Annotated in this window: 24 protein-coding genes; 7 read left to right on the top strand and 17 right to left on the bottom strand. The window is 64.6% G+C overall.

The window, feature by feature from the left end; translation table 11 throughout:
- Window positions 1-56 precede the first annotated feature (56 nt).
- A complete protein-coding gene (xseA, locus tag AC1RRJ_RS16385) occupies window positions 57-1481 on the bottom strand; it encodes an exodeoxyribonuclease VII large subunit (protein WP_493124552.1) in 1425 nt (474 codons plus the stop codon).
- Here xseA and purD point away from each other — a divergent pair.
- The 3 genes from purD to AC1RRJ_RS16370 all read left to right on the top strand — a co-directional run bounded on the left by purD (window position 1480) and on the right by AC1RRJ_RS16370 (window position 4712).
- On the top strand, window positions 1480-2757 hold the full coding sequence (gene purD, locus AC1RRJ_RS16380; RefSeq protein WP_493124550.1) for a phosphoribosylamine--glycine ligase: 1278 nt from the start codon (window positions 1480-1482) through the stop codon (window positions 2755-2757). The two genes, xseA and purD, sit on opposite strands and share 2 nt — an antisense overlap.
- A gap of 89 nt (window positions 2758-2846) precedes the next feature.
- Window positions 2847-3641, top strand: a complete 795-nt coding sequence (locus AC1RRJ_RS16375; protein WP_493124549.1) for a helix-hairpin-helix domain-containing protein — start codon at window positions 2847-2849, stop codon at window positions 3639-3641.
- A 615-nt stretch (window positions 3642-4256) separates the two neighbouring features.
- Window positions 4257-4712 carry a phytanoyl-CoA dioxygenase family protein gene (locus AC1RRJ_RS16370; protein ID WP_493124547.1) on the top strand — a complete coding sequence of 152 codons (456 nt, stop codon included), beginning with the start codon at window positions 4257-4259 and terminating at the stop codon, window positions 4710-4712.
- 399 nt (window positions 4713-5111) lie between these two features.
- Here AC1RRJ_RS16370 and AC1RRJ_RS16365 read toward each other — a convergent pair whose 3' ends face one another.
- Window positions 5112-6434, bottom strand: coding sequence for a hemolysin family protein (locus AC1RRJ_RS16365; protein ID WP_493124545.1), 1323 nt, complete (start codon window positions 6432-6434; stop codon window positions 5112-5114).
- 217 nt (window positions 6435-6651) lie between these two features.
- Between AC1RRJ_RS16365 and AC1RRJ_RS16360 the strand changes: the two genes are divergently transcribed.
- Window positions 6652-7341, top strand: a complete 690-nt coding sequence (locus AC1RRJ_RS16360; RefSeq protein ID WP_493124543.1) for a YiaD family glycine zipper/OmpA-like lipoprotein — start codon at window positions 6652-6654, stop codon at window positions 7339-7341.
- A gap of 57 nt (window positions 7342-7398) precedes the next feature.
- Here the strand turns inward: AC1RRJ_RS16360 and AC1RRJ_RS16355 are convergent, their stop codons facing one another.
- Genes AC1RRJ_RS16355 through AC1RRJ_RS16325 form a run of 7 tightly spaced genes read right to left on the bottom strand, consistent with a single transcriptional unit; the run spans window position 7399 to window position 13438 of the window.
- Entirely contained in the window at window positions 7399-8028 is a 630-nt protein-coding gene (locus tag AC1RRJ_RS16355) for a MarC family protein (RefSeq protein WP_493124541.1), read from the bottom strand.
- On the bottom strand, window positions 8025-8696 hold the full coding sequence (locus AC1RRJ_RS16350) for a hypothetical protein (protein WP_493124540.1): 672 nt from the start codon (window positions 8694-8696) through the stop codon (window positions 8025-8027). Before AC1RRJ_RS16350 ends, AC1RRJ_RS16355 begins: the two co-directional genes overlap by 4 nt.
- A gap of 2 nt (window positions 8697-8698) precedes the next feature.
- The gene (gene folD, locus AC1RRJ_RS16345) at window positions 8699-9592 is read right to left on the bottom strand and encodes a bifunctional methylenetetrahydrofolate dehydrogenase/methenyltetrahydrofolate cyclohydrolase FolD (protein ID WP_493124963.1); all 894 of its coding nucleotides are present in this window, start codon (window positions 9590-9592) and stop codon (window positions 8699-8701) included.
- Entirely contained in the window at window positions 9592-9891 is a 300-nt protein-coding gene (locus AC1RRJ_RS16340) for a YggT family protein (protein WP_493124961.1), read from the bottom strand. The genes folD and AC1RRJ_RS16340 overlap by 1 nt, the downstream gene beginning before the upstream one ends.
- 44 nt (window positions 9892-9935) lie before the next feature.
- Window positions 9936-10844 (bottom strand): acetylglutamate kinase, encoded by a 909-nt coding sequence (gene argB / locus AC1RRJ_RS16335; RefSeq protein ID WP_493124538.1) that lies wholly within the window; start codon window positions 10842-10844, stop codon window positions 9936-9938.
- Entirely contained in the window at window positions 10841-11518 is a 678-nt protein-coding gene (locus tag AC1RRJ_RS16330) for a queuosine precursor transporter (protein ID WP_493124536.1), read from the bottom strand. The genes argB and AC1RRJ_RS16330 overlap by 4 nt, the downstream gene beginning before the upstream one ends.
- A 42-nt stretch (window positions 11519-11560) precedes the next feature.
- Window positions 11561-13438 carry an alpha/beta hydrolase family protein gene (locus AC1RRJ_RS16325; RefSeq protein WP_493124535.1) on the bottom strand — a complete coding sequence of 626 codons (1878 nt, stop codon included), beginning with the start codon at window positions 13436-13438 and terminating at the stop codon, window positions 11561-11563.
- 383 nt (window positions 13439-13821) lie between these two features.
- Between AC1RRJ_RS16325 and AC1RRJ_RS16320 the strand changes: the two genes are divergently transcribed.
- The 3 genes from AC1RRJ_RS16320 (at window position 13822) to AC1RRJ_RS16310 (ending at window position 16226) form a co-directional block, all read left to right on the top strand.
- Window positions 13822-15156, top strand: coding sequence for a NupC/NupG family nucleoside CNT transporter (locus AC1RRJ_RS16320; RefSeq protein ID WP_493124534.1), 1335 nt, complete (start codon window positions 13822-13824; stop codon window positions 15154-15156).
- A 120-nt stretch (window positions 15157-15276) separates the two neighbouring features.
- Entirely contained in the window at window positions 15277-15894 is a 618-nt protein-coding gene (locus AC1RRJ_RS16315) for a beta/gamma crystallin-related protein (protein WP_493124533.1), read from the top strand.
- A 17-nt stretch (window positions 15895-15911) separates the two neighbouring features.
- Window positions 15912-16226, top strand: a complete 315-nt coding sequence (locus tag AC1RRJ_RS16310; protein ID WP_493124532.1) for an MliC family protein — start codon at window positions 15912-15914, stop codon at window positions 16224-16226.
- Between the two features lie 34 nt (window positions 16227-16260).
- Here AC1RRJ_RS16310 and AC1RRJ_RS16305 read toward each other — a convergent pair whose 3' ends face one another.
- The 8 genes from AC1RRJ_RS16305 to gluQRS all read right to left on the bottom strand — a co-directional run bounded on the left by AC1RRJ_RS16305 (window position 16261) and on the right by gluQRS (window position 23103).
- Window positions 16261-17403: an epoxide hydrolase family protein gene (locus AC1RRJ_RS16305; RefSeq protein WP_493124531.1), complete on the bottom strand. Its 1143-nt coding sequence runs from the start codon at window positions 17401-17403 to the stop codon at window positions 16261-16263.
- A 28-nt stretch (window positions 17404-17431) separates the two neighbouring features.
- Entirely contained in the window at window positions 17432-17920 is a 489-nt protein-coding gene (locus AC1RRJ_RS16300; RefSeq protein WP_493124530.1) for a hypothetical protein, read from the bottom strand.
- 86 nt (window positions 17921-18006) lie between these two features.
- Window positions 18007-18873, bottom strand: a complete 867-nt coding sequence (locus AC1RRJ_RS16295) for a 3-hydroxyacyl-CoA dehydrogenase NAD-binding domain-containing protein (protein ID WP_493124528.1) — start codon at window positions 18871-18873, stop codon at window positions 18007-18009.
- Between the two features lie 55 nt (window positions 18874-18928).
- Window positions 18929-19915, bottom strand: a complete 987-nt coding sequence (gene egtD, locus AC1RRJ_RS16290) for an L-histidine N(alpha)-methyltransferase (protein WP_493124526.1) — start codon at window positions 19913-19915, stop codon at window positions 18929-18931.
- A 1-nt stretch (window position 19916) separates the two neighbouring features.
- Window positions 19917-21227: an ergothioneine biosynthesis protein EgtB gene (gene egtB, locus AC1RRJ_RS16285; protein ID WP_493124524.1), complete on the bottom strand. Its 1311-nt coding sequence runs from the start codon at window positions 21225-21227 to the stop codon at window positions 19917-19919.
- A gap of 189 nt (window positions 21228-21416) precedes the next feature.
- Complete coding sequence (locus tag AC1RRJ_RS16280) at window positions 21417-21998, bottom strand: cob(I)yrinic acid a,c-diamide adenosyltransferase (protein ID WP_493124522.1); 582 nt, start codon at window positions 21996-21998, stop codon at window positions 21417-21419.
- Between the two features lie 13 nt (window positions 21999-22011).
- Entirely contained in the window at window positions 22012-22239 is a 228-nt protein-coding gene (locus AC1RRJ_RS16275; RefSeq protein WP_493124520.1) for an HIG1 domain-containing protein, read from the bottom strand.
- A 9-nt stretch (window positions 22240-22248) separates the two neighbouring features.
- Window positions 22249-23103 carry a tRNA glutamyl-Q(34) synthetase GluQRS gene (gene gluQRS / locus AC1RRJ_RS16270; RefSeq protein ID WP_493124518.1) on the bottom strand — a complete coding sequence of 285 codons (855 nt, stop codon included), beginning with the start codon at window positions 23101-23103 and terminating at the stop codon, window positions 22249-22251.
- Between the last annotated feature and the right edge of the window lie 79 nt (window positions 23104-23182).

Genomic DNA, 23182 nt, shown 5'->3' with positions numbered 1-23182 from the left:
GGCGGGTCATCGCACTTCTATAGCAGCTTCGGTGCGCGCGGACACCCCCGTCAAGCTCAGAAGAGCTCGCCCTGCCCCCGTTTGGGCGCCCCCTGCGGCGGTTTGCGGACAGGTTTCGGCGTCGATGCGGGCGCATCGCCATCGACCACCTCGGCCGCAACCTCGCCGTCGGCGAACTGCAGCCGCAGCGAGCCAGCGTCGCGTGCTTTGCCTGTCGTGGTGACGATCGCGCCGTCGATATCGCGCACCATGGCATAGCCGCGCGACAGCAGCGCGCGCGGGTCGAGCGAGGTGAGCAATCGCGCCAGCCCCTCGATCCGCGCCCGGTCGCGATCCCAGCGCCGCGCGAGCAACGCCGGACGCAGCGCACCCGAGCGCGTCGCGAGCCGCTCGGCGATCATCGTCAGCCGATGACGCTGGCTGCGGTCGAGCCGGTCGCCGATGTCGTCGAGCCTCTGGCGCTGCGGCGCGTACAGCGCCTCGCGCCTGGGCAGGTGGCGCGCGAGCGCGGTCAGCCGTTCGCTGCCCAGCGACTGGTGGCGGTTCGCGGCGCCGATCATCCGGCCGCCCCAGGTCGCGAGCTGCGCCTGCAATTCAGCGCGCACCGGCACCGCCATTTCGGCGGCGGCGGTCGGGGTCGGCGCGCGGACGTCGGCGGCATAATCGGCGAGGGTCACGTCAGTCTCATGCCCCACGGCGCTGATCGTCGGGATACGACAGTCGGCGATCGCGCGCACGACAATCTCTTCGTTGAACGCCCACAGATCCTCGATCGAGCCGCCACCGCGCGCGACGATCACCAGATCGGGGCGCGGCACCGGGCCGCCGGGCTCGATGCCATCGAAACCGCGAATCGCATTCGCGACCTGCGCCGCGGCACCGTCACCCTGCACCAGCACTGGCCAGACGATCACCCGCGTCGGGCAACGGTCGGCAAGGCGATGGAGAATGTCGCGGATCACGGCTCCGGTCGGCGACGTCACGACGCCGATCGTGCGCGGCAGATAGGGCAGGCGGTCATATTTGCGGTCGCGGTCGAACAGTCCCTCGGCGCCGAGCCGCGCCTTCAATTTCTCGAAGAGCAGCATCAATGCGCCCTCGCCCGCAACCTCGAGACTGTCGACGACGAGCTGATATTTGGAGCGGCCGGGATAGGTGGTGAGCTTGCCGGTCGCGATCACTTCGATCCCGTCCTCGGGGCGGAAGGCAAGGCGCGCCGCCTGCCCCTTCCACATCACCATGTCGATCAGCGCATTATCGTCTTTCAGCGCCGCATAAAAATGCCCCGACGCCGCGCGCTTGGTCCCCGACAATTCGCCGCGAACCCGCACGCGAGCAAAGCCATCCTCGACCGTGCGCTTGATCGCCGCCGACAATTGGCTGACCGACAAAGCCGGTGCATTGTCGCCGGGCGCGCCCTCGGCTAACAGCCGCGCGGGCGCGTCGCTATCGGACGCCGGATCGGGAAAAGGGACTGACATGAATATCCTGCTGGTGGGCTCGGGGGGCCGCGAACATGCGCTTAGCTGGCAACTGGCACAATCGGAAAGCTGCGCCAAGCTCTATGCCGCGCCGGGCAGTCCGGGGATCGAAGCCTATGCCGAATGCGTTGCGATCGGCACCGACGACCTCGACGGCCTGATCGCTTTCTGCACCGCGCACAGCATCGATTTCGTCGTCGTCGGCCCCGAAGCGCCGCTCGTCGCGGGGCTCGCCGACCGGCTGCGCGCACTCGGTATCGCGGTCTTTGGCCCCGGCGCTGCGGCGGCACAGCTCGAAGGATCGAAGGGTTTTACCAAGGATCTGTGCGCGCGCGCGGGCATCCCGACCGCCGCCTATGTCCGCTGCACCAGCGCCGACGAAGCGCATGCCGTGCTGGAAGGCTTTGCAATCCCCGTCGTGATCAAGGCCGATGGCCTCGCCGCGGGCAAGGGCGTGATCATCGCCGAAACGCGCGAGGAAGCCGCGGCAGCCGTTGACGATATGTTCGACGGCGCCTTCGGCGGTGCCGGCGCCGAGGTGGTGATCGAGGAATTCATGACCGGCGAGGAAGCGAGCTTCTTCGCGCTTTCCGACGGCACCAACGTGATGGCGTTCGGCAGCGCGCAGGATCACAAGCGCGTCGGCGACGGCGACACCGGGCCGAACACCGGCGGCATGGGCGCGTACAGCCCCGCACCGGTGCTCACCGCGGAGCTCGAAGCGGCAGTGATGAACCGCATCATCCGCCCAACCGTGGACACCCTCGCCGCCGAGGGCACACCCTATGTCGGCGTTCTCTTTGCCGGGCTGATGCTCACCGAAGCGGGGCCGAAGCTGATCGAATATAACGCGCGCTTCGGCGACCCCGAATGCCAGGTGCTGATGATGCGCTATACTGGCGATCTTGCCGCGCTGCTCCACGCCGCATCGACCGGCGCGCTCGCCGATGCGACGCCGCCCGCCTTCGCCAGCGACTATGCGCTGACCGTCGTGATGGCCGCGAACGGCTATCCCGCCACCCCCGAAAAGGGCGGCGCGATCCATGGCATCGCCGACGCCGAAGCGGGCGGGGTCCGCGTCTTCCACGCCGGAACCGCGCGCAACGGCGACCAGATCGTCGCGGCGGGCGGGCGCGTGCTCAATGTCACCGCGACCGGCCGCACCGTCACCGAAGCGCAGGCGCGCGCCTATGCCGCGGTCGACAGGCTCGATTTCGCCAGCGGCTTCTGCCGCCGTGATATCGGCTGGCGCGAGGTCGCGCGCGAAGCCGAATAAGCCCCGGCCCGTCAGGGATGGGGCGCACCGGACTGGACGCCGTCGACGGGGCCGCATAGGCTGAACAAAAATCAGGAGCGGAGAATATCATGGTGTGGCTTCAGGAAAATTGGATCATCGCGGTCGTCGGGCTCCTCGTCGCGATCCTGCTCGCCGCGTGGCTGCTGCGCCGCAAGAAGCCTGAAGACCTTGCGCCTCCGGCCGCAGCTCCCGCGAAACCCGCCAAGCCGCTCGAACCGGCAAAGCCCGAAATCATCGCCGCCGAACCCGCGCGCTTCAAACCGCTCGAGCCCAAGCCGCAACCCGTTGCTCCGGCCGCTCCGCCTCCCGTCCCGCAACCGGCCGCCAAGGCACCGCCTGCGCCGGAACCGGAACCTGCTCCGAAACCCGCACCCATCGTCGAGCCGGTTGCCGAAGCCGCGCCGCCGAAGCCCAAGCCCGCCGCGAAGCCGAAAGCCGCCGCGAAGTCTGCGGCGGAGAAGAGCACAGCAAAGCCAACGACAAAAGTTGCGAAGAAAACCCCCGCCAAGCCGGCCCCGGCCGAAGCGGCGATCCCGATTCCCGAGGAACCGGCTCCTCCGCCGCCCGCACCGGAACCTGCGCCCGCGCCTGCCTCAGCGCCCGCAGCGGCCACCGCAGACAATCTGCGGTTGTTGAAGGGCATCGGACCAAAGATGGTCACGCTGCTGGGCGGCCTTGGTGTCACCAGCTTCCAGCAGATCGCCGACTGGACCGACGCCGACATCGCCGCCATCGACCCGCAACTCGGCTCCTTCCAGGGCCGCATCGCGCGCGACAATCTGGTCGATCAGGCCAGCTATCTCGCGCGCGGCGACAAGGCCGGGTTCGAAGCGAAATATGGGGCACTCGGCGGCGAACTCTGACTCCGCTCTCCGTCAACCCGCACCCGCGCGGATAGACGCCGCCAGCAACATGCGTGCGCAAACGACGGGTTCCTTCCCGTCGTCATGCCGGGCTTGATCCGGCATCCATAGCGGCGCCTGTCGCCTGCCCGCCGGATCGGGTCAGAAGTAACGGAAAGGGGATGGCGGCGAACGACCGAAAGCCCCCACTCCTATCCCGTTTGCATCGAGCGAAGTCGAGATGCCCCTCGGCTTGGCGCCATCTCGATGGGTGTCTCGACTTCGCTCGACACGAACGGGAAAGGGGAATGTCCGGAAACGACCACATTTTGTCATTTAAAGGCGAATTGAGGCTGCCCTAAACCAGCCGTTGCCCAGACACGATGAAGCACCTTAAATAATGCGATGGACCACTCGTCAAACGTCCGCCATCTGACCCTCGAAAAGGATGGTGCGGAACATTTTCATGCCGCTGCATTGGCGGCGCTCCCAGACATTCGAGCAGCGTTACAGGGTCTTCCCACACAGCAGGCTGGAGTCCGGATTCATGGCATCAAGCCTCTCATGCCGATATTGGCCGCCGACGGATCGATAGGCTCTCTTGCATCGGAGTTTCTTGGGCCACGATGCCGTCCCGTGCGTGCGATCCTGTTCGACAAGAATGCAAAAACGAACTGGTCGTTGGCGTGGCATCAGGATCGCACGATTTGCGTCAAGCAGCGGATTGAAGTTGACGGTTACGGGCCTTGGACAACAAAGGGGGGTATGCAGCATGTCGCGCCTCCGTTCGACCTGCTTGCCCGCATGGTAACGCTTCGGGTCCATCTCGACGATGTCCCAACAGGCAATTCACCGCTGTTGATCGCGCCCGGTTCCCATAAGGTGGGACGGGTGCCAATTAGTGAGTACGATGAGGTGGTTCGCCAGTGCGGCACCTATTCCTGCCTCGCTCATGCTGGTGATGTGTGGGTATATGCGACACCAATCTTGCATGCTTCCGAGGCGGCCAGCGTGATAAGGCATCGTCGAGTTTTGCAAGTCGACTACTCGGCGAATGAGCTCGGCGGCGGATTGGAATGGCTCGGTGTGTGACGCGGCTAACGACCATCTGCTGCGTAAAAGCCGACAGGCAACTTCCCACCCCAAAGTTGACGGCCTTCCCGTCGCCATGCCGGACTTGATCCGGGATCCATGGCAGCCCTCGCCTTCTGGACCCCGGATCAGGTCCGGGGTGACGAGGGTTGAAAGACTGCAACGGCTAACCACCCCAAAGCTGACATATCCCGGACCCGATATATTGCTTTCCTACATTATTCGGCTGTGCCAGCGTCGCTGCGGCTCTTTGACCTCGTCCATCTTCCGTTTCCGAAACACGGGGGCCTCTACTCAGGCTAAAGTCGCAAAAGTGCCATTCAATCCGCTGATCTTTGGCACCTTCGCCCCGCCCCGCGTGCACAACTTTTGCGACGTTCAGACGATCGGACGGACCGCTTAACCTTCGCCGTCATCCTTCGGCCGGCTCATCTCGGTGACGAGCAGCTTGTCGATCTTGCGGCCGTCCATGTCGATGATCTCGAAACGCCAGCCGCGATCGCGGAACACCTCACCCTCCTTGGGCAGATGCTTCAAAATCGCCAGCGCATGGCCCGCCGCGGTCGCATAGTCGCGGTCGTCGCCCAGTTCGATCCCCAGCCGTTCGGCCATCTGGTCGGCGGGCATGGAGCCGGCGATCAGCAGGCTGCCGTCCTCGCGCTCGACGACGAAAGGTTCGCTGCCGATATCCTGATCGGACGCAAACTCGCCCGCAATCGCCGCGAGCAGGTCGGCGGGGGTCACCAGCCCTTCGAAATGGCCATATTCGTCGTGGACGAACAGCATCGGCACCTCGGCGACGCGGAGCGCCTCGAGCGCGTCCATCGCATCGATCTGGTCGTGGATGACCTTCGCCGAACGCGTCAGCTTTTCCAGATCGAGCGCGTCGCCGCGGAACAGCGCTCCGGCGATATCGCGCGCCTGCACGACGCCGACGATATCATCGACCGAGCCGCGCGCGACGGGGATGCGCGTGTGCGGGGTTTCGAGCAGCTTCGCGCGCACCGCGTCGGCGTCCGACGCGATGTCGATCCAGTCGACATCCTTGCGCGGGGTCATCACCTCGCGCACCGGGCGGTCGGCGAGGCGCACGACGCCCGAGATGATCGCGCGTTCGCTTTCCTCGATCACCCCCGACTTCGACGCTTCGGCGACGATCAGGTGCAATTCCTCGGCGGTCACCCGGTCTTCCGATTCGCGGTTGAGCCCGAGGATGCGGAACACCAGCGCCGAGCTGTTGTCGAGCAGCCAGACGAGCGGCGCCGCTACCTTGGAAAGCCAGTACATCGGCAGCGCCATCGCGATCGCGATGCGTTCGGGCGAACGCAGCGCGAATTGCTTGGGCACCAGTTCGCCGGCGATCAGCGAGAAATAGGTGGTGACCGCGATGACGACGGCAAAGCCCGTCGCAAACGCATTTTTGTCGTCGAGGCCGAACAGGGCCTGCAACCGCTCGCCGACCGGCCCGCCAAGGCTCGCGCCCGAATAGGCGCCGGCGAGGATGCCGATCAAGGTGATGCCGACCTGGACCGTCGACAGGAAGCGCCCCGGATCGGCCGCAAGCTTCCGCGCAATCGCGGCGCCGCGGCTGCCGCGCTTCTCCGCCGCCTGCAGCCGCTGGCTGCGCGACGATACGATCGCGAGTTCGGACATGGCGAAAACGCCGTTGAGCAGGATCAGGACCGCAATGATCGCGACATCGGACCAGGGAAAGGGGGTCATGGGTTGTGTTGCGGGCGCTTGGGCGCCCGGCCCCTGTCATCGTCGGTCATATGCTGCCTATAGGCGAAAGACCCGGCGATACACAATGCCACCGTCGAAGGTCGGCTCAGCCAATGTTCAGCAAGATTTTGGAACCAGATACGCGGCCATATGTTATCGGCATGAACGCGGCCTTCGCACGACCGGCGAAGTCACCGCAAATAAAGGGAGCGACACGATGAATAGCAGAATGATCAAGCTCACCACCCTCGCCAGCATCGGCGCGCTCATGCTCACGGGCTGTGTGACCGATCCGGAAACGGGTCAGAAGCGCATTTCCAAGGCCGCGATCGGCGGCATCGGCGGCGCGCTAGGCGGCTATTTGCTCGGCGACCTGATCGGCGGCCGCAACAGCCGCACCGAAGAAATTCTGGGCGCGGGCATCGGCGCGATCGCCGGCGCAGGCATCGGCAATTATATGGACCAGCAGGAAAAGAAGCTGCGCGAACGCACCGCCGGCACCGGCATCGACGTCGAGCGTCAAGGCGACCAGCTGGTGCTCAACATGCCCGGCGACGTGACCTTCGACCTCAACAGCGCCATGGTAAAGCCCCAGTTCCGCAGCGCGCTCGACAATGTCGCAACGACGCTCGCCGAATTCCCGAGCACCTATATCGACGTTTACGGCCACACCGATTCGAAGGGCAGCGACACCTATAATCAGGGCCTGTCCGAACGCCGCGCCGCGTCGGTCGCCGATTATCTGGGCGGCCGCGGCATCCAGCGTGCGCGCATGGCGACGCTGGGCTATGGCGAATCGCAGCTGAAATGCACGCCCGAGCTGACCGAGGCCGATTATCAGTGCAACCGCCGCGTCGAAATCCGCATCGCGCCGATCACCCAGGCCGACGTCAACGCCGCGAAGTAATTCCATTCCCGTGGATGAGAAAGGGCGGCGCCGGCGGGCGGCGCCCTTTTTCGTGAATCACCCCAGCGAGGGGAAGCTGGCTTTCAAGCCGTCGATCACGAATTGCGCCGCGAGCGCCGCGAGCAGCACACCGAGCAGCCGCGTGATCACCGCTTCGCCCTTATTGCCAATCAGCCGCATCAGCGGCCCCGCCGTCAGCAGCGCGGCGAGCGTGAGCAGCAGCACGAGCAGCAGCGCGCCGAAAATCACCATCGCGCGGTCGAGGCCGTTGTTCTGCGCAACGAGCAGCATCACCGATGCGATCGATCCCGGCCCCGCGAGCATCGGCATCGCCATCGGGAAGACCGAGACATCCTCGACCTCGGGCGTCGCGATCAATTTCTCGGCGCGCTGCTCGCGCCGTTCGGTGCGCTTTTCGAACACCATGTCGATCGCGATCATGAACAGCATGATGCCGCCCGCGATGCGGAAACTGTCAAGGTCGATGTGCAGAAAGCTCAAAAGCGCTTCGCCGAACATCGCGAAAAAGACGAGGATACAACCAGCGATCAGCGTCGCGCGGATCGCCATCGCCCGGCGCTGCGCCGCGCTCGCGCCCGTCGTCAGACTGGCATAGATGGGCGCGCATCCCGGCGGGTCGATGACCACGAACAGGGTGACGAAGGCCGAAATGAACAGGTCCATCATGGCTGTTTGGGCGCCGCAACCTGATCGTCGATGACGGTCGCCATCCGAGTTCCGTCCCACAGGCGAATGGTCACGCGGCGCGACTTGTCAGCGCGGACGGTCGAGGTCCAGCTGAGCGTCTGGTCGGGCGACAGGCCGATCATCCGATCCTCACCCTCGGTTCCGCCCTCGACGCCAACGCCAGGCGATCCGCAGGTGGCCTGTTTCGATGCGATGAAATCGGGCGCTTCGCGCGGAGTGGTCAGCGTATCGCCATGATCCAGCGTCCAGAGCAGATCACCCTTCTTGGGGTCGCGCAGCCAGACGGTGGTGAAATAGCCATTCTCCCCGCCCTTCTGCCATGCGCCGGTCGTTGCCCCGGCATTGCCGTCGCAGCTGACATAGACCGCATGCGGTTGCCACTTCACCGCCTCGGCGGGGTCCTTTTGCGATTTCAGCCAGTCGCGCGCCTTAACGCGCTGCGGCACGAACATCACCGCCTCGGGCGCCGCGGTTTCGCGGAACGCCGTCCATTGCCCCTTGTCCTGCGCCAGACGGGCAAAGCCGATCTCGGCCGCGATGAAGGCGCTGGGGTTGGCCGAGAGCGGCCGGTTGCGGATATCATCAGACGATGCACAAGCCGCGAGCAGCGGCACGGCGATAGCGGACATCAGCAACAGGCGGCGCATCGTCAAAAACCTTCCGGGTCAGCGAGCCCCGCGCGGCGATGCGCGGCGACGAGCGTGTTGCGCAACAGACAGGCGATGGTCATCGGACCGACACCGCCGGGAACCGGGGTGACCGCAGCGGCGACGGCAGTGGCACTGGCATAGTCGACGTCCCCGACCAGCCGGCCTTTTGCTTCACCCGGTGCGGGCGCGAGGCGGTTGATGCCGACGTCAATGACGCTCGCCCCGGGCTTGATCCAGTCGCCCTTGACCATTTCGGCGCGGCCGACCGCCGCGACGACGATATCGGCGCGGCGGACGAGATCGGGCAGATCCGTCGTCCGGCTGTGCGCCATGGTGACGGTGCAATTGGCGCCGAGCAGCAATTGCGCCATCGGTTTGCCGACGAGGATCGAGCGGCCGATGACGACCGCATCCTTGCCCGACAGATCGCCAAGCCGGTCCTGAAGCAGCAACAGACAGCCATAGGGGGTGCATGGCACCATGCCGGGAATACCGAGCGCGAGGCGTCCGGCGCTGACCGGAGTCAGCCCGTCGACATCCTTGTCGGGATCGATCGTCGCGACCGCGGCCTGTTCATCGAGATGGCCGGGCAGCGGCAGTTGCAGCAGGATGCCGTCGACCGCTTCGTCGGCGTTGAGGGTAGCGAGCAGCGCTTCGACCTCGGCCTGCGACGCGCTGGCGGGCAGACGATGCTCAAAGCTCGCCATACCGGCGGCGACAGTCGCCTTACCCTTCGACCCGACATAGACCGCACTCGCCGGATCATCTCCGACGAGAACAACGGCGAGCCCGGGAACGCGCCCGGCCGCGGCCTGAAATGCCGGAACCGCGTCACCGATGCGCGCACGCAGGCCCGCTGCAAAGGCTTTGCCGTCAATCGCTTGGGCGACCATCACGCCATCCCGTTGCTATAGGCGAGGCGCGCCAGATAGTTGAGCACCGGGCCGTCGATGATGATGACCAGGATCAGCACCAGCATCGGGGTCAGGTCGAGCCCGCCGAAATCCGGCATGATGCGGCGGAACGGGCGATAGAGCGGCTCGGTAATCCGATCGAGCACCATCCACAGCTGACCGACGAACTGGTTGTGTGTGTTGATAACGTTGAACGCGATCAGCCACGACATCACCGCTTGCCCGATGATGAACCACCACAGGACCGTCAGGATGATGTGGACGATCTGGATGAGCATGAGAAGCAAGGCAGGTCTCCGTAAAAAGCGGCGTTTGAACGCTCTTAGCGGTGAATGAGCGTGCCCGCACCCCTCGCCGTGAAAATTTCCAGCAGCATCGCGTGCGGGATGCGTCCGTCGAGGATAACCGCCGCCTCCACCCCGGCATCGACTGCGGCGACGCAGGTTTCGACCTTGGGGATCATGCCGCCGGTGATCGTGCCGTCGTCCTTCAGCGCGTCGATCGCCGGGCGGTCGAGGTCGGTGAGCAGCGACCCCGACTTGTCGAGCACCCCGGCAACGTCGGTGAGCAGGAAGAAACGCTTGGCGCCCAGCGCGCCCGCGATCGCCCCCGCCATCGTGTCGGCATTGATATTGTATGTCGCACCATCGGCGCCGAGCGCGACCGGCGCGACGACGGGTATGAAATTATCCTTGGTCAGATTGACAAGGATCGTCGGATCGACCGCCACCGGTTGGCCAACGAAGCCCAGGTCTACATGGCGCTCGATCCCTGAATTGGGGTCGGGTTCGGTGCGGCTGATCTTTTCCGCGAGGACGAGATTGGCATCCTTGCCCGAAATCCCGACCGCACGGCCGCCCAATGCGGCGAGCCAGCCGACGATTTCCTTGTTGATCTTGCCCGCCAACACCATCTCGGCGACCTCGGCGGTCGCCGCATCGGTGACGCGAAGGCCGCCGACGAAAGTCGATTCGATCCCAAGCTGTTTCAGCATCCGCCCGATTTGCGGTCCGCCGCCATGGACGACGACCGGATTGATCCCGACCGCCTTCAACAGCACGATATCCTCAGCGAAATCGCGCTGTGCTTCGGCATCGCCCATCGCATGGCCGCCATATTTGATCACGAAGGTTTCGCCGGCGTAGCGCTGCAGATAGGGCAGCGCCTCGACGAGAGTCTCGGCCTTGGCAAGCAGGTCGGGCATTTTGGAGGGGTCGGTCATGGTCATCATCCTGCGTTCTTTGCGTCAAGGTGGCGGCCGAGCGCAACCAGGCCGGTGATAACGAACGGGATAACCACGATCGACAGCCCGACCTTCGCCAGCATCTGTCCGCCCATCAGATTGGCGATCGGGAAGACGCCCGAAAAAGCGATGGTGACGAACAGCAAGGTATCGACAATCTGGCTCAGCGCGCTGGCGATTGCGCCGCGCACCGCGAGCCAGGTCGATCCGGTTCCCGCGCCTTCACGGCCGCGCAGCTTGCTGAAGATGGTGACGTTCAGAAATTGCGAAGTGCCATAGGCAACGATCCCCGCTGCCATCAGACGCGGGCTCTGGCCCAATATCGTGTCAAAAGCGGCAAGCCGCTCGGGCTGCATTTCGGGCGACGCAGGCAGCGCAAGCACCAGCGCGGTCAGCATGATCGACAGGACCAGCGGGACAAAACCCCAGAGCACGAGGCGGTTCGCGGTCGACTGACCGTGCAGTTCTGACACGCTGCTCGACAGTGCAACGAGAAACAGAAACGGAAAAATCCCGGCTTCGACCGCGAGCCAGTCGCCGAGTGCGACCTGCTTGTTCCCCAGCACCCCGGCGAGCACGACCATGCCGCCATAGATGATGGTGAAAAGAAAGAGCGAGGGCGAAAGCGTGCGCGGCAGCGCCGTCGAAGTGGTGTCGGTCATGCCGCCCGATAGTCGGTTTTGCAGGCGCTGGAAAGATGCTGGTCAGTCGGGTGGATTATGCTTGGCGAGGAAGGCCTCGATAGACGTCAACAACGTCAGCCGATCGGCTTCGCGGGTGAAATAATGATCGGCCAGCGGGATCGAGACAAATTCCACGGCCTTGCCCGCCCCCTTCATCGCCGAGTACATTCGCGACGACTGGCCATGGTCGACCGTGACGTCCTTTTTGCCATGGATCAGCAACAGCGGCGTCTTGATTCGCTCGACTGCGTTGATGGGCGATACCGCAGCGAAATCGGGCGTCATCTTCTGCCACTGGTCGCGATAAAGGCGCTCGCGGAGGGTCCCGCCGAAATCATTGACCTCGCGCCGCAAATTGGAAACGCCATTGATCGCGACGGCGCAGCGATACTGGTCGGGGTCCTTCGCGATCCCCCACATCGCGGCATAGCCGCCATAGGAAGCGCCAATTATGCACACGCGCCCGGGGTCGGCGATGCCTTCGACCACCGCCCAGCGTACCCCGTCGCTGACGTCATCCTGCATGGCAAAGCCCAGCTGACCCTGCCCGGCCTTGAGGAATTTTTCGCCATAGCCCGTCGATCCACGGAAATTGGGCTGGAGCACCGCATAGCCTCGTTCGGCAAGAAACTGCGCCCAATAGTCATAGGTCAGTTCATCATGCCCCCAAGGGCCGCCATGCGGCATGACAATGAAGGGCAGATTTTTCGCCGCACGCCCGCGCGGCATCGTCAGCACCCCTTCGATCTCCAGCCCGTCCCGGGCGCGATACTGGATGAATTTCGATCGCGAAAGCCGCTTGCTGCCTATCGCTTCATTGACCGCCGCCAATTGCACCAAATCCCCCGATGCGGCGTTGAAGAGATACAACAACCCGGGATTTTCAGGCGTACTGAACCGCACCAGCAGCTTGCCAAGATCGCGACTATAGCTTTCGATCCGCACGTTCGAGGCGGGCGACGCCGCGTTGAGCTTCACCTGATGCGCGGCCATGACAGGGTCGATCCAGTGGATCGGCCGGGCGCGGTCGGTCGTCCTCACCCCGAGCAGTTTCGTTCTGTCAAACGAGACGATGGCCCCTTCGACTTCGGCGCCTTCGGCGGTATGGACAATTCGCACATCCTTGCCGGTCGACAGATCGACTTCGGCAACAACCGAGCGACCATCAAAGCCCGCCTTGATGACATAGCCATTGTCGTTGTCAGGACGGAACAGGAAGGGGACCGTCAATTCCTGCTCTTCGCGTAGCGACACACGCTCGATCAAACGGAACGCGCCTTCGCCAGCGCTGCGATACAGCAGCGTGGCCTGGGTGGTGCTGTCGCGATAGCCGATGCCGTAGCGGACGCGGCCAAGATGATCGGCGCCCCAATCCATGACATTTGTGCGTCCGGGGATCAGTGTCCGCTTTCGCCCCGTGGTCACATCGACGCGATAGACCGCCGGCCAGAATTCCGGCCCCTCATAGATGCTGTCCTGCGCGGCAATCAGGATTTCGTTGCTGGCGTCGGTGGGCGTCCACAACAGATCGGCACCATTTTGCCCGCCCAGATCCCACAATAGCTTCGTGATCTTGCCCGTCGTCCGGTTGATCGCGATCATCCTTGAAATATACCAGTTATCGGCCTCGACGGGCTGCAGCGCATAAAGCCCGACGACGATATTGTCGTCGTTCACCCAGCGTATCCAGGCAATTTCCGTCTTGTCCGGAACCCCGATAACGACACTCTTGCCCTGCCCCCCAATCGTGGGGGCCATCATGATGCGCTGCTCGCCCCCTACCGCAAGCAAACCCGCCATATAGCCGCCGTCCGGCGACAGGCTGGCGTTTTCGATAAAAGGCAGGCGCGCGAAAGCCTCCGTCGGCAACGGGACGAAAGCCGGCGCGCGAGGTGCCATCGGGGGCGCAGCGGGCACTTCGCCGGGCACAGCAAATACAGGCGGCGACAGGACCAATAAAAATGCCGCCCAAATCAAACGAACCATGCACCATCCCCCAACAACTGCCGGTTTCTAAAAAGAAAACAGGCCAGCGCCAAGCTGATTTGGGTGCCACCTGCTGCGGTTGCCCATGTTTTCTTCGGTATGCCGGATTTGATCCGGCATCCGCCGCGTTCTTTCCTGAAAGGCGCGCTTCTGATCAGGTCCGGGAGGCAATGTTGGGGGGAGAACAGACGTTCGGGCAAGGCAAAAGAGCGCTGGCATCAGGACACCCACCCCCTTGCCCCCATCGCCCAGCCCGCTAGACAGGCGAATTACGCTCGCGGGGGACGCACGAAGATATGGAACGCCTGATCGGTTTGCTTGGAATCGTCGCATTGCTTGCGATTGCCGTGCTTTTTTCGTCGAACCGCCGCTGGATTCGCCTGCGCATCGTCGTCCCCGCCTTCCTGCTTCAGGCCGGTTTCGCGCTGTTGGTGATCGGCACACCGTGGGGCCGAGCGATCATCCAGGCGATGTCGAACGCGGTGTCGAACCTGCTCGGCTATGCCAAGGCCGGGACCGATTTCATTTTCGGCCCGCTCGCGGCGCCCGAGATGGGCGGCCACAGCTTTGCGATCGCAGCGCTGCCGGTGATCATCTTCTTCGCCTCGCTGATCTCGATCCTCTATTATCTGGGGATCATGCAATTGGTGATCAAGTGGGTCGGCGGCGCGATCCAGAAGGTCACCGGCATCACCAAGGTCGAAAGCCTTGGCGCCGCGGCGAACATCTTCGTCGGCCAGTCCGAAGCGCCGCTGGTCATCCGCCCCTATCTCGCCGGCCTGACCCCGTCGCAGCTGTTCACGATCATGACCGTGGGCATGGCCGGGGTCGCGGGCACGATTTTGGGTGCCTATGCGAGCATGATCGGCGAACAATTGCTGCCCTATCTGCTCGCTGCCAGCTTCATGTCGGCGCCGGGCGGCATTTTGATGGCAAAGATCATGATGCCCGATGACCCCAAGGATCTGGGCATCGAGCCCATCATCATGCCCGAGGCAAGCCATGACGAGGAGAAGCCCGCCAACCTGATCATGGCAGCGGCGCAGGGCGCGCAGACCGGGGTCAAGCTCGCGGTCGCGGTCGGTGCGATGGTGCTCGCCTTCGTCGCCCTCGTCGCACTCGCCAACGGCCTGCTCGCCGGGATCGGGCACTGGTTCGGCTATGACGGCCTGTCCTTTCAGGCGATCATCGGGACAATCTTCCGCCCGGTGATGTGGCTGATGGGCGTGCCATGGGACGAAAGCGCCGCGGTCGGCGGGCTGTTCGGTACCAAGGTCGTGCTCAACGAATTCGTCGCCTTCATCGACCTTGGCAAAATGCAGGGCGACATGTCGCTGGCGGCGGTCGCGATCGCGACCTTTGCACTGTGCGGCTTCGCCAATTTCAGTTCGATTGCGATCCAGATGGCGGTGACGGGCAGCCTCGCTCCCAACCAGCGGCCGATGATCGCGCGGCTGGGGCTGAAAGCGCTGCTCGCGGGCAGCCTGTCAAACCTGATGTCGGCGGCGCTCGCGGGGTTGATGCTGAGCATCGCACCGCCCGTTGCTGCGCCCGCTCCGACCGCAACTCCACCCGTTTCCGCTCCGGCTTCGGCCCAGACACCCCTCGAAACCCCGACGAAAGCGCCTTGAATGGACAGGCCGCCAGTCCTCGTCACGGCATAGCATCGATCTTGCCGGCGTGACTGCACCACTTGGCGTAACCAGCCGAAAATGATAGCTTCCTCAGGTTCGTATCTGGAACAGGAGGGCATGATGAAAACCGCCTATCGCTTGTCAATACTGGCCGCAGCTACATTTTCGATGGGGGGCGGACTTTTCGCTGTCACCCAAGCCCAGCCGCCCGAGGACCGCATGGCCCGGCCGACCGAGGCGACCATCTATCGCGACGCCAGCTATCGCGGCCCGGCGGTCTTCATCGGCGAGGCCAAGCCGAACCTTGGCCTCGCATGGCCGGTCAATTCGATCCGGGTGAAGAGCGGCCGCTGGGAAATGTGCGAAAAGGCCCGCTATCGCGGCCAGTGCCGCACCATCGATCGCGATACGCCGGTGCTGAACAATGTGCTGCGCGGGCTGACCATCCAGTCGATTCGACCGATCGGATCGGGCGGCGGCGGCTGGGATCCGAACCCGCCCGCGAACGATCAAAGCACCCGCGGCAATTTTGCCGAATTCCATACCCAGCCGGCAACCGGAAACCGCCGCGTCCTCGCTTGCGCCAATGGGTCGGGGACCGCCAATTGCGCGGCGCAGACCGCCGACACCTGGTGCCGTTCGATCGGCTGGAACGGGTCGGCACGCGAACATATGGAAACGGTCGCGAACCGGGTCTATCTCGCCGACGTGCTGTGCGTCCGCTCGGGCTATTGAGGGGAAAGGCCATGACAATGAAGATGCAAATCGTCGTCGCTGGCGCTGCGGCGCTGGCCCTCGCGGGCTGCGCTTCGGTCCCCGCCCGAACGGGTACCAGCTATGAATGCAGCGGCGGCACCCGGCTGACCGTCAATTATCTGGGCAATGGCGCGTTGGTCCGCATTAATGGCGGACGGACGCTGTCACTCTATTCGACCCCCGCCAACAATGGCCAGGTGTATGAGAACAAGAAGGGCGTGCGCCTGCACCGCCAGGGCAATCAGGTGACGTGGAACACAGCGCTGCGCTCCGCCCCCGAAACCTGCAACGTGGTTATGCGTCCGCTGTGATTCGGCGGGCCGCCGGCAAACGTCGGCGGCCCGTTCAAAGCGTCATGCCCGCAAAGGCGGCGCGGACTTCGGCAGCGAACAACTCCGGCTGTTCCCACGCGGCGAAATGACCGCCGCGTTCGACCTCATTCCAATAGACGATGTTGCGATAGCGCCGCTCCGCCCAGCGCCGCGACAGGCGCATGATTTCGTTCGGGAACAGACTGCATCCCGTCGGCACCTGAATTTCGCCCGCGGCGAAGCTGCGGAAGCTGTGCCAATAGAGCCGCGCCGAGGAGGCGGCACTCGCAGTGAACCAATAGAGGCTGACCGCGTCGAGCATCGCATCCTTCGACAGCAGATTTTCGGGGTGGCCGCCGATCGACTGGCCGCCCGGCGCGTGCCCGCAATCGGTCCAGCCGTGGAATTTTTCAGCGATCCACGCCATCTGCCCGACCGGTGAATCGGTCAGACCATAGCCGAGCGTCTGCGGCCGCGTGGCCTGTTGCGCCGAATAGCCGCTGTCCTTCGCCTGATACCAGCCGAAGCGCGCGAGATAGGCTTTCTCGGCGTCGGTGAGATCGTTCATCAAATCGGGCGGCGGTGCGCCGACGACCATGTTGACGTGGATACCGGCGCAATGATCGGCGTGGTTCATACCGATCGCACAGGTGACGGCGCTGCCCCAATCGCCGCCTTGCGCGAAATAGCGGTCATAGCCGAGCGCGCGCATCAGCGCGTCCCAGCCGGCGGCGATATGCTCGACGCTCCATTTGGCGGTCGTCGGCTTGCCCGAAAAACCATAGCCGGGAAGCGACGGGATCACGAGGTGATAGTCGGCCGACAAGGGCGCGATGACGTCGAGAAATTCGAGCACCGACCCCGGCCAGCCGTGCGTCAGCACCAGCGGGCGCGCCGCGGGATTATCCGAGCGAATATGGAGGAAATGAATGTCGAGGCCATCGACCTCGGCCAGAAAATTGGGCAGCGCGTTCAGCCGCGCCTCGACGCGCCGCCAGTCATAGTCGTGCTGCCAATAGGCCGCCAATTCCTGCGCATAGGCGAGCGGGAGGCCCTGATCCCAGTCGGAAACCGTTTCCTTTTCGGGCCAGCGGGTGCGCGCGAGACGGTCTTTCAGATCGTCGAGTGCCGCCTGCGGGACCGCGACCGTGAACGGACGAATATTGCTGACCTGCATTCCTCTCTCCCCCCAAGTCATGCATCTTTTATGGCCGCGCGGGCGCCTTGCAGCCACGCTCGAGCCCGACCCCTTTCAGGAAACCGCGCCGCACCGTCCCGGCATAGACGGCCAAGGCATAGCGCCGCCGTTCGGCATTGGCGCCGGTGACCTCGCCGATCAGCCCGCGAAACGGGATAATCCCGCCCGCGACCGTGCCAGCGACGCGGCCCGCCGTTTCTTCACGCTTCTTCGCGCGGTCCTTGTCGACCTGTTCATTGACGTCGGGGCCGAGCACCTCGTTGAGTTCGGTTATTTCCGTGGCGATCGCAGCACATTTCCCAAGCCCGGCGAGCGAATAGGGACTCTCCTGGATCGCCAAAAGCTTTGGGGGCACTTCCTTGCCGTCAAACGGTTCGGTTATCGAATTGGCTGTACCCTTGATCGTCGAATCTTCCGGCGCGCCCTTTTGGGCGTAGGAAGGAGCCGGCAGGATGAAGGCGGCGACCATCAGGCCAATCAAAAGCTTGCTGCGCATGATCTTTTCCTCTGTTCGCTCCGGCCAGTGCGGCCCACAGACTCAACGCACGGAAAGGCAACCGGCTCCCGCCCCATTTTTTGTCATCAGCGTGTCGGAACCGGTTCGGGGCCCGTCCAGTCGTAGAAGCCGCGCCCGGCCTTTTTGCCGACCCAGCCCGCTTCGACATATTGGACGAGCAATGGTGCGGGGCGGAATTTGGGATCGCCGGTGCCGCTGTGGAGGACGCGGATAATCTCGAGGCAGGTGTCGAGCCCGATGAAGTCGGCGAGCGTGATCGGACCCATCGGATGGTTGAGGCCGAGACGGCAACCGGCGTCGATGTCCTGCATCGTCGCGACGCCTTCACCGAGCGCGAACACCGCTTCGTTGATCAGCGGCATCAGCACGCGATTGACGATAAAGCCCGGCGCGTCATTGGCGTGGACGATTTCCTTGCCGAGACCGCGGCCATAGGCCTCGACCGTCTGCAAGGTCGCGTCGCTGGTTGCGAGACCGCGGATCAGTTCGATCAGCCCCATGACGGGCACGGGATTGAAGAAATGGACACCGATGAAGCGCGCCGGGTCGTGCGAGGCCTGCGCGAGGCGCGTGATCGGGATCGAACTGGTGTTGGTCGCGAGGATCGCCGTAGCCGACAGGTGCGGGCCGACGCTGGCGAAGATCGCGCGCTTGATTTCCTCACGCTCGGTGGCCGCTTCGATGACAAGGTCGGCGGGAGCGAAGGCGCTATGGTCGGCGACCGGGGTGATGCGCGCGAGCAAGGCGTCGGCGTCGCTTTGGCTCATTTTTTCCTTGGCGACGAGACGGCCGAGCGCCTTGGCGATCCCTGCCTTGCCGGCTTCGGCACGCGCGAGGTCGATATCGGAGAGCAGCACATCATGGCCGGCGCCCGCAGATACCTGGGCAATGCCCGCGCCCATCTGGCCCGCTCCGATTACGCCGACGATCATACCGCTATCCTTTCGCTGAATCCGTGGGCGCTGACTAGGCTTTGGAGGCCGCGCGTCAAGGGGCGGAGCGAAAGGCGGTCGCTTCGGCGAGAATCAGCGCGAAGGCGGGATCGGCATCGTCCCATGTCCGGGTCGGGGTCCAGCCGCCCGCGCGGAGGAGCAGGTTCGCGTCGCGCGGGCCATATTTATGGCTGTTCTCGCTGTGAATCGTCTCGCCCGCCGCCATCGCATAGCGATGACCATCGACCGTGAATTCCATGTCGCAAGCGGCAACGAGGTGCATTTCGATTCGCGCATATATGTCGTTCCAGACCGCACGATGGAAGAAATTCTCGACCGGCAAATCGCCGCCGAGCTCGCGGTTTATCCGTTCGAGCAGGTTGAGGTTGAACGCCGCGGTCACCCCGGCGGGGTCGTCATAGGCGCGCTCGAGTATGGCGATATCCTTGATCCGGTCGATCCCGATCAGAAGCTGCGATCCGTCGCCGAGCGTCGCGCGCCAATGGCGAAGCAGGTCGACCGCGGTGCGCGCGACCATATTGCCGATCGTCGACCCCGGGAAGAAACCGAGCTTGGACAGCGGACAGATTTCGCGCGGCAGATCGACGCGCTGGGTGAAATCGGCCTCGACCGGATAAATGGGAAGCCCCGGAAAGCGCGCTGCCAGCGCGGCCGAACTGTCGCGCAGAAAATCACCCGAAATATCGACCGGCACATAGGCGGCGGGAGCGATCGCGCCGAGCAGCAAGGGCGTCTTGGTCGAGCTGCCCGACCCCAGTTCGACCACCGCACGACCCGGGCCAATCGCCGCGGCGATGTCGGCGGCGTGGCGGGTGAGGAGATCGGTTTCGCTTCGCGTCGGATAATATTCGGGGAGCGCGGTGATATCCTCGAACAAGGCCGAGCCGGTCGCGTCGTAGAACCAGCGCGCGGGGATCGCCTTTTGCTGCTGGCTGAGGCCGGCGTGGACGTCGGCACGAAAGGCGATATCGATTCCGGCATCGTCGGCCGAAACCTGACGAAGGTTGCGCACAACACCCATGTCAAAGATCCTTGGCGAGGCGAAGGCCGGTGAACTGCCAGCGCTGATGGGGGTAAAAGAAATTGCGGTAGCTCGCGCGCATATGGCCGCGCGGGGTCGCGCAGCTGCCGCCGCGCAGCACGAACTGGCCGCTCATGAACTTGCCATTATATTCGCCGACCGCGCCGGGCGCGGCGCGAAAGCCGGGATAGGGACGATAGGCGCTGCCGGTCCATTCCCACACGCTGCCGAACATCTGTTGCAGGCCTGTGTCAGCATCGACCGCAGCCGGATGCACAGGCCCGGCGCTGTCGAGCTGTTGCCCCGAAGCCGGATCGAGCCCCGCAGCGGCGGTTTCCCATTCGACCTCGGTCGGCAAGCGTGCCCCCGCCCAGCTCGCAAAGGCATCGGCCTCGAAGAAGCTGATATGGGTGACGGGCGCGGCGGGGTCGATATCCTGCCAGCCCGTCAGCGTGAACTGCCGCCCGTCCTGCCAATAGGCGGGCGCGTCGACATTTCCGGCTTGCACCCACGCCCAGCCGTCGCTGAGCCACAGCGAGGGTGCGCGATAACCGCCGTCGTCGATAAACTGCTGCCATTCGCCATTGGTCACCGTCCGGCTCGCGAGCGCGTGCGGGGTCAAAAGCGCCGAAAACTGCGGAAGTTCACAGTCGAATGCGAAGCCATCGCCGCTGTGGCCGACCGAAACCACGCCCTCGGCGCCCTCGATCCAGCGCATCAAGCTCGCCTTACCGCGCGGCGGCGAAAGGGCAGAAAACTGCGCAACTTCATTCGGAAATGCAGGGTCGGCGGCGTTCCAAATCGCCGGGCCAAGCGGGTTTTGGGCGAAGAGATGCTTGATGTCGGTGAGCAGCAATTCCTGATGCTGTTGTTCGTGCTGGATGCCCAGTTCGACGAGCGCCAGCGCGGCGGGCGACAGGTGAGGCAGCGCGGCGGGCACGGCCGCATCGACATGCTCGCGCCAGTCGCACACTTCGGCCAGCGACGGGCGCGTCAGGAGGCCGCGCTGCGGCCGGGCATGACGCGGGCCTTCGGCCTCATAATAGCTGTTGAACAGATAGGCGAAGCGATCGTCATAGGCGCGATATTCCGGCACATGGTCGCGCAGAACGAAAGTCTCGAAAAACCAGGTCGTGTGCGCGAGATGCCATTTGGCAGGCGAGGCATCGGGCATCGACTGCGCCGAAGCGTCGGCGTCGGACAAGCGGGCGACAAGGTCGAACGACAGCGCACGGGTCGCAGCGAAACGGTGCGCCAGTTCCGTGACCGGATCGGCAATGCGGGCGGTCGAAGCGTCGGTACGGCTGGCCATGTCTGAACAATTCCCCGAGCCGCGATTCGGTTTCGCGGTGCGCCCGATTATGGTGACGCCGCGACAAAATGTCCAGAACATTAGGGGAACATGGATCCTCACTGGCCACGCTGGACCTGATCCGGCATCCATGGCCGCGTGGACCCCGGATCAAGTCCGGGGTGACGAAGAAGCGGGGACGGCTTCGCCTCAGCGCGTCGCGCCGGGTTTCCACAAGATGTCGCCGCCCGCCGCGGCGTTGAGCGCGCGCGTCAGCACGAACAGATGGTCCGACAGACGGTTGAGATAGGTCAATGCGAGCGGATTGAGGTCGCGCTCCACCCCGGCGGCGACCGCCGACCGTTCGGCACGGCGCGCGGTCGCGCGGGCGAGGTGCAGCCGCGCCGCGGCTTCGGTCCCGCCGGGCAGGATGAAGCTGGAAAGCGGCGAGAGATCGTCGTTCATCGCATCAATCTCGGCCTCGAGCCGGTCGATCTGGCTTTGCACGACGCGCAGCGCCATTTCAGCGGGAGCAAAGCCGGTGACGGAATCGGCGGGGGTCGCAAGATCGGCGCCGAGGTCGAAGAGTTCGTTCTGGATCCGCGACAGCATCGCCGCCGCCTCGCCGCCCGGATCAAGCGCTGCCGCGGCGACGCCGATCGCGCTGTTGGTTTCGTCGACATCGCCGACCGCCGCCATCAGCGGCGCCGATTTGGCGATGCGCGACCCGTCGACGAGGCCCGTCGTGCCGGCGTCGCCGGTGCGCGTGTAGATTTTGTTGAGCTTGACCATGAGAGGGGCGGACTTAGCTGCCGCCGCCTGCCGTCAGGCCGATCACCACAAGCAGGATGATCGTGATCGCCTGCCATTTGATGCGCGACATCATCATCTTGTTCTGCATCAGCTGATTTGCCTCGACCGTGCCTTCCATCGCCGCGCGGTGGCCTTGCGAGAAATAGAAGAGACCCCGCGCGAGCGAGAAGAGGACGAATCCGGCCGCGACAACGACCGCCAGGATGAGGAGGATTTGCATGGCGCTATTTTAGGGATTTTGCAGCAAATAGCCAGCGGGAAGCCGCCCGGCGCGCAAATCGGCGGCGAGCGCGAGGCCGCCGATACCCGCCGCCTGGAGCGATGCGAGCGACGCCGCGGCGTCGCGCTTTGCCAGCCGCTTGCCATCGGGACCGCAGATGAGGCCGTGGTGGCGATAGGCCGGGGTCGGCAGGCCGAGCAGCGCCTGGAGCAGCCGGTGGATGTCGGTCGAGGCGATCAGGTCGGCGCCGCGCACGACATGCGTCACCCCCATATTGGCATCGTCGAGCGTGCTCGCGAGATGATAGCTGGCGGGGGCATCCTTGCGCGCGAGGACAATATCGCCGTGGGCGCGGGGGTCGGCGGGGCGCATCCCCTGCCCATGCTCCTCCCACGCAAGGTCGCCCGCCTGCGCGGCGGCGCGCGCCATGGCGAGCCGCCAGCAATGCGCCTCGCCCGCCGCGATGCGCCGTGCGCGTTCTTCGGCGGCGAGATCGCGGCAGGTGCCGGGATAGATTGCGCCGGACGGCCCGTGCGGCGCCGAAAGGCTGGCGGCGATATCAGCGCGGGTGCAGAAACAGGGATAGACGAGATCGCGGCCTCGCAGATCGTCGAGCGCGGCTGCATAGGCACCTAACCGCTGCGACTGCCGCACCGGTTCGCCGTCCCAGTCGATCCCGAGCCATATGAGGTCGGCGAGCGAGGCACCGACATAATCCTCGCGCGAGCGGCTGCCGTCGATGTCGTCGATGCGCAGCGCGAACCGGCCGCCAACCGCGCGCGCAGCACTGTGTGCGAGCAGCGCGCTATAGGCATGACCGAGATGGAGTTCGCCGGTCGGACTCGGCGCGAATCGGGTCAGCATGGGCGACCGGGCAATTTCATGAGCCGCGCCCGATGATGCCCCATATGCTGTGGTCGCCGCTTTTGAATCATTCCATATG

This window comes from Sphingopyxis sp. GW821-FHT12C06 (assembly GCF_058807415.1).
This window is presented reverse-complemented; position numbering and strand designations above follow the sequence as displayed.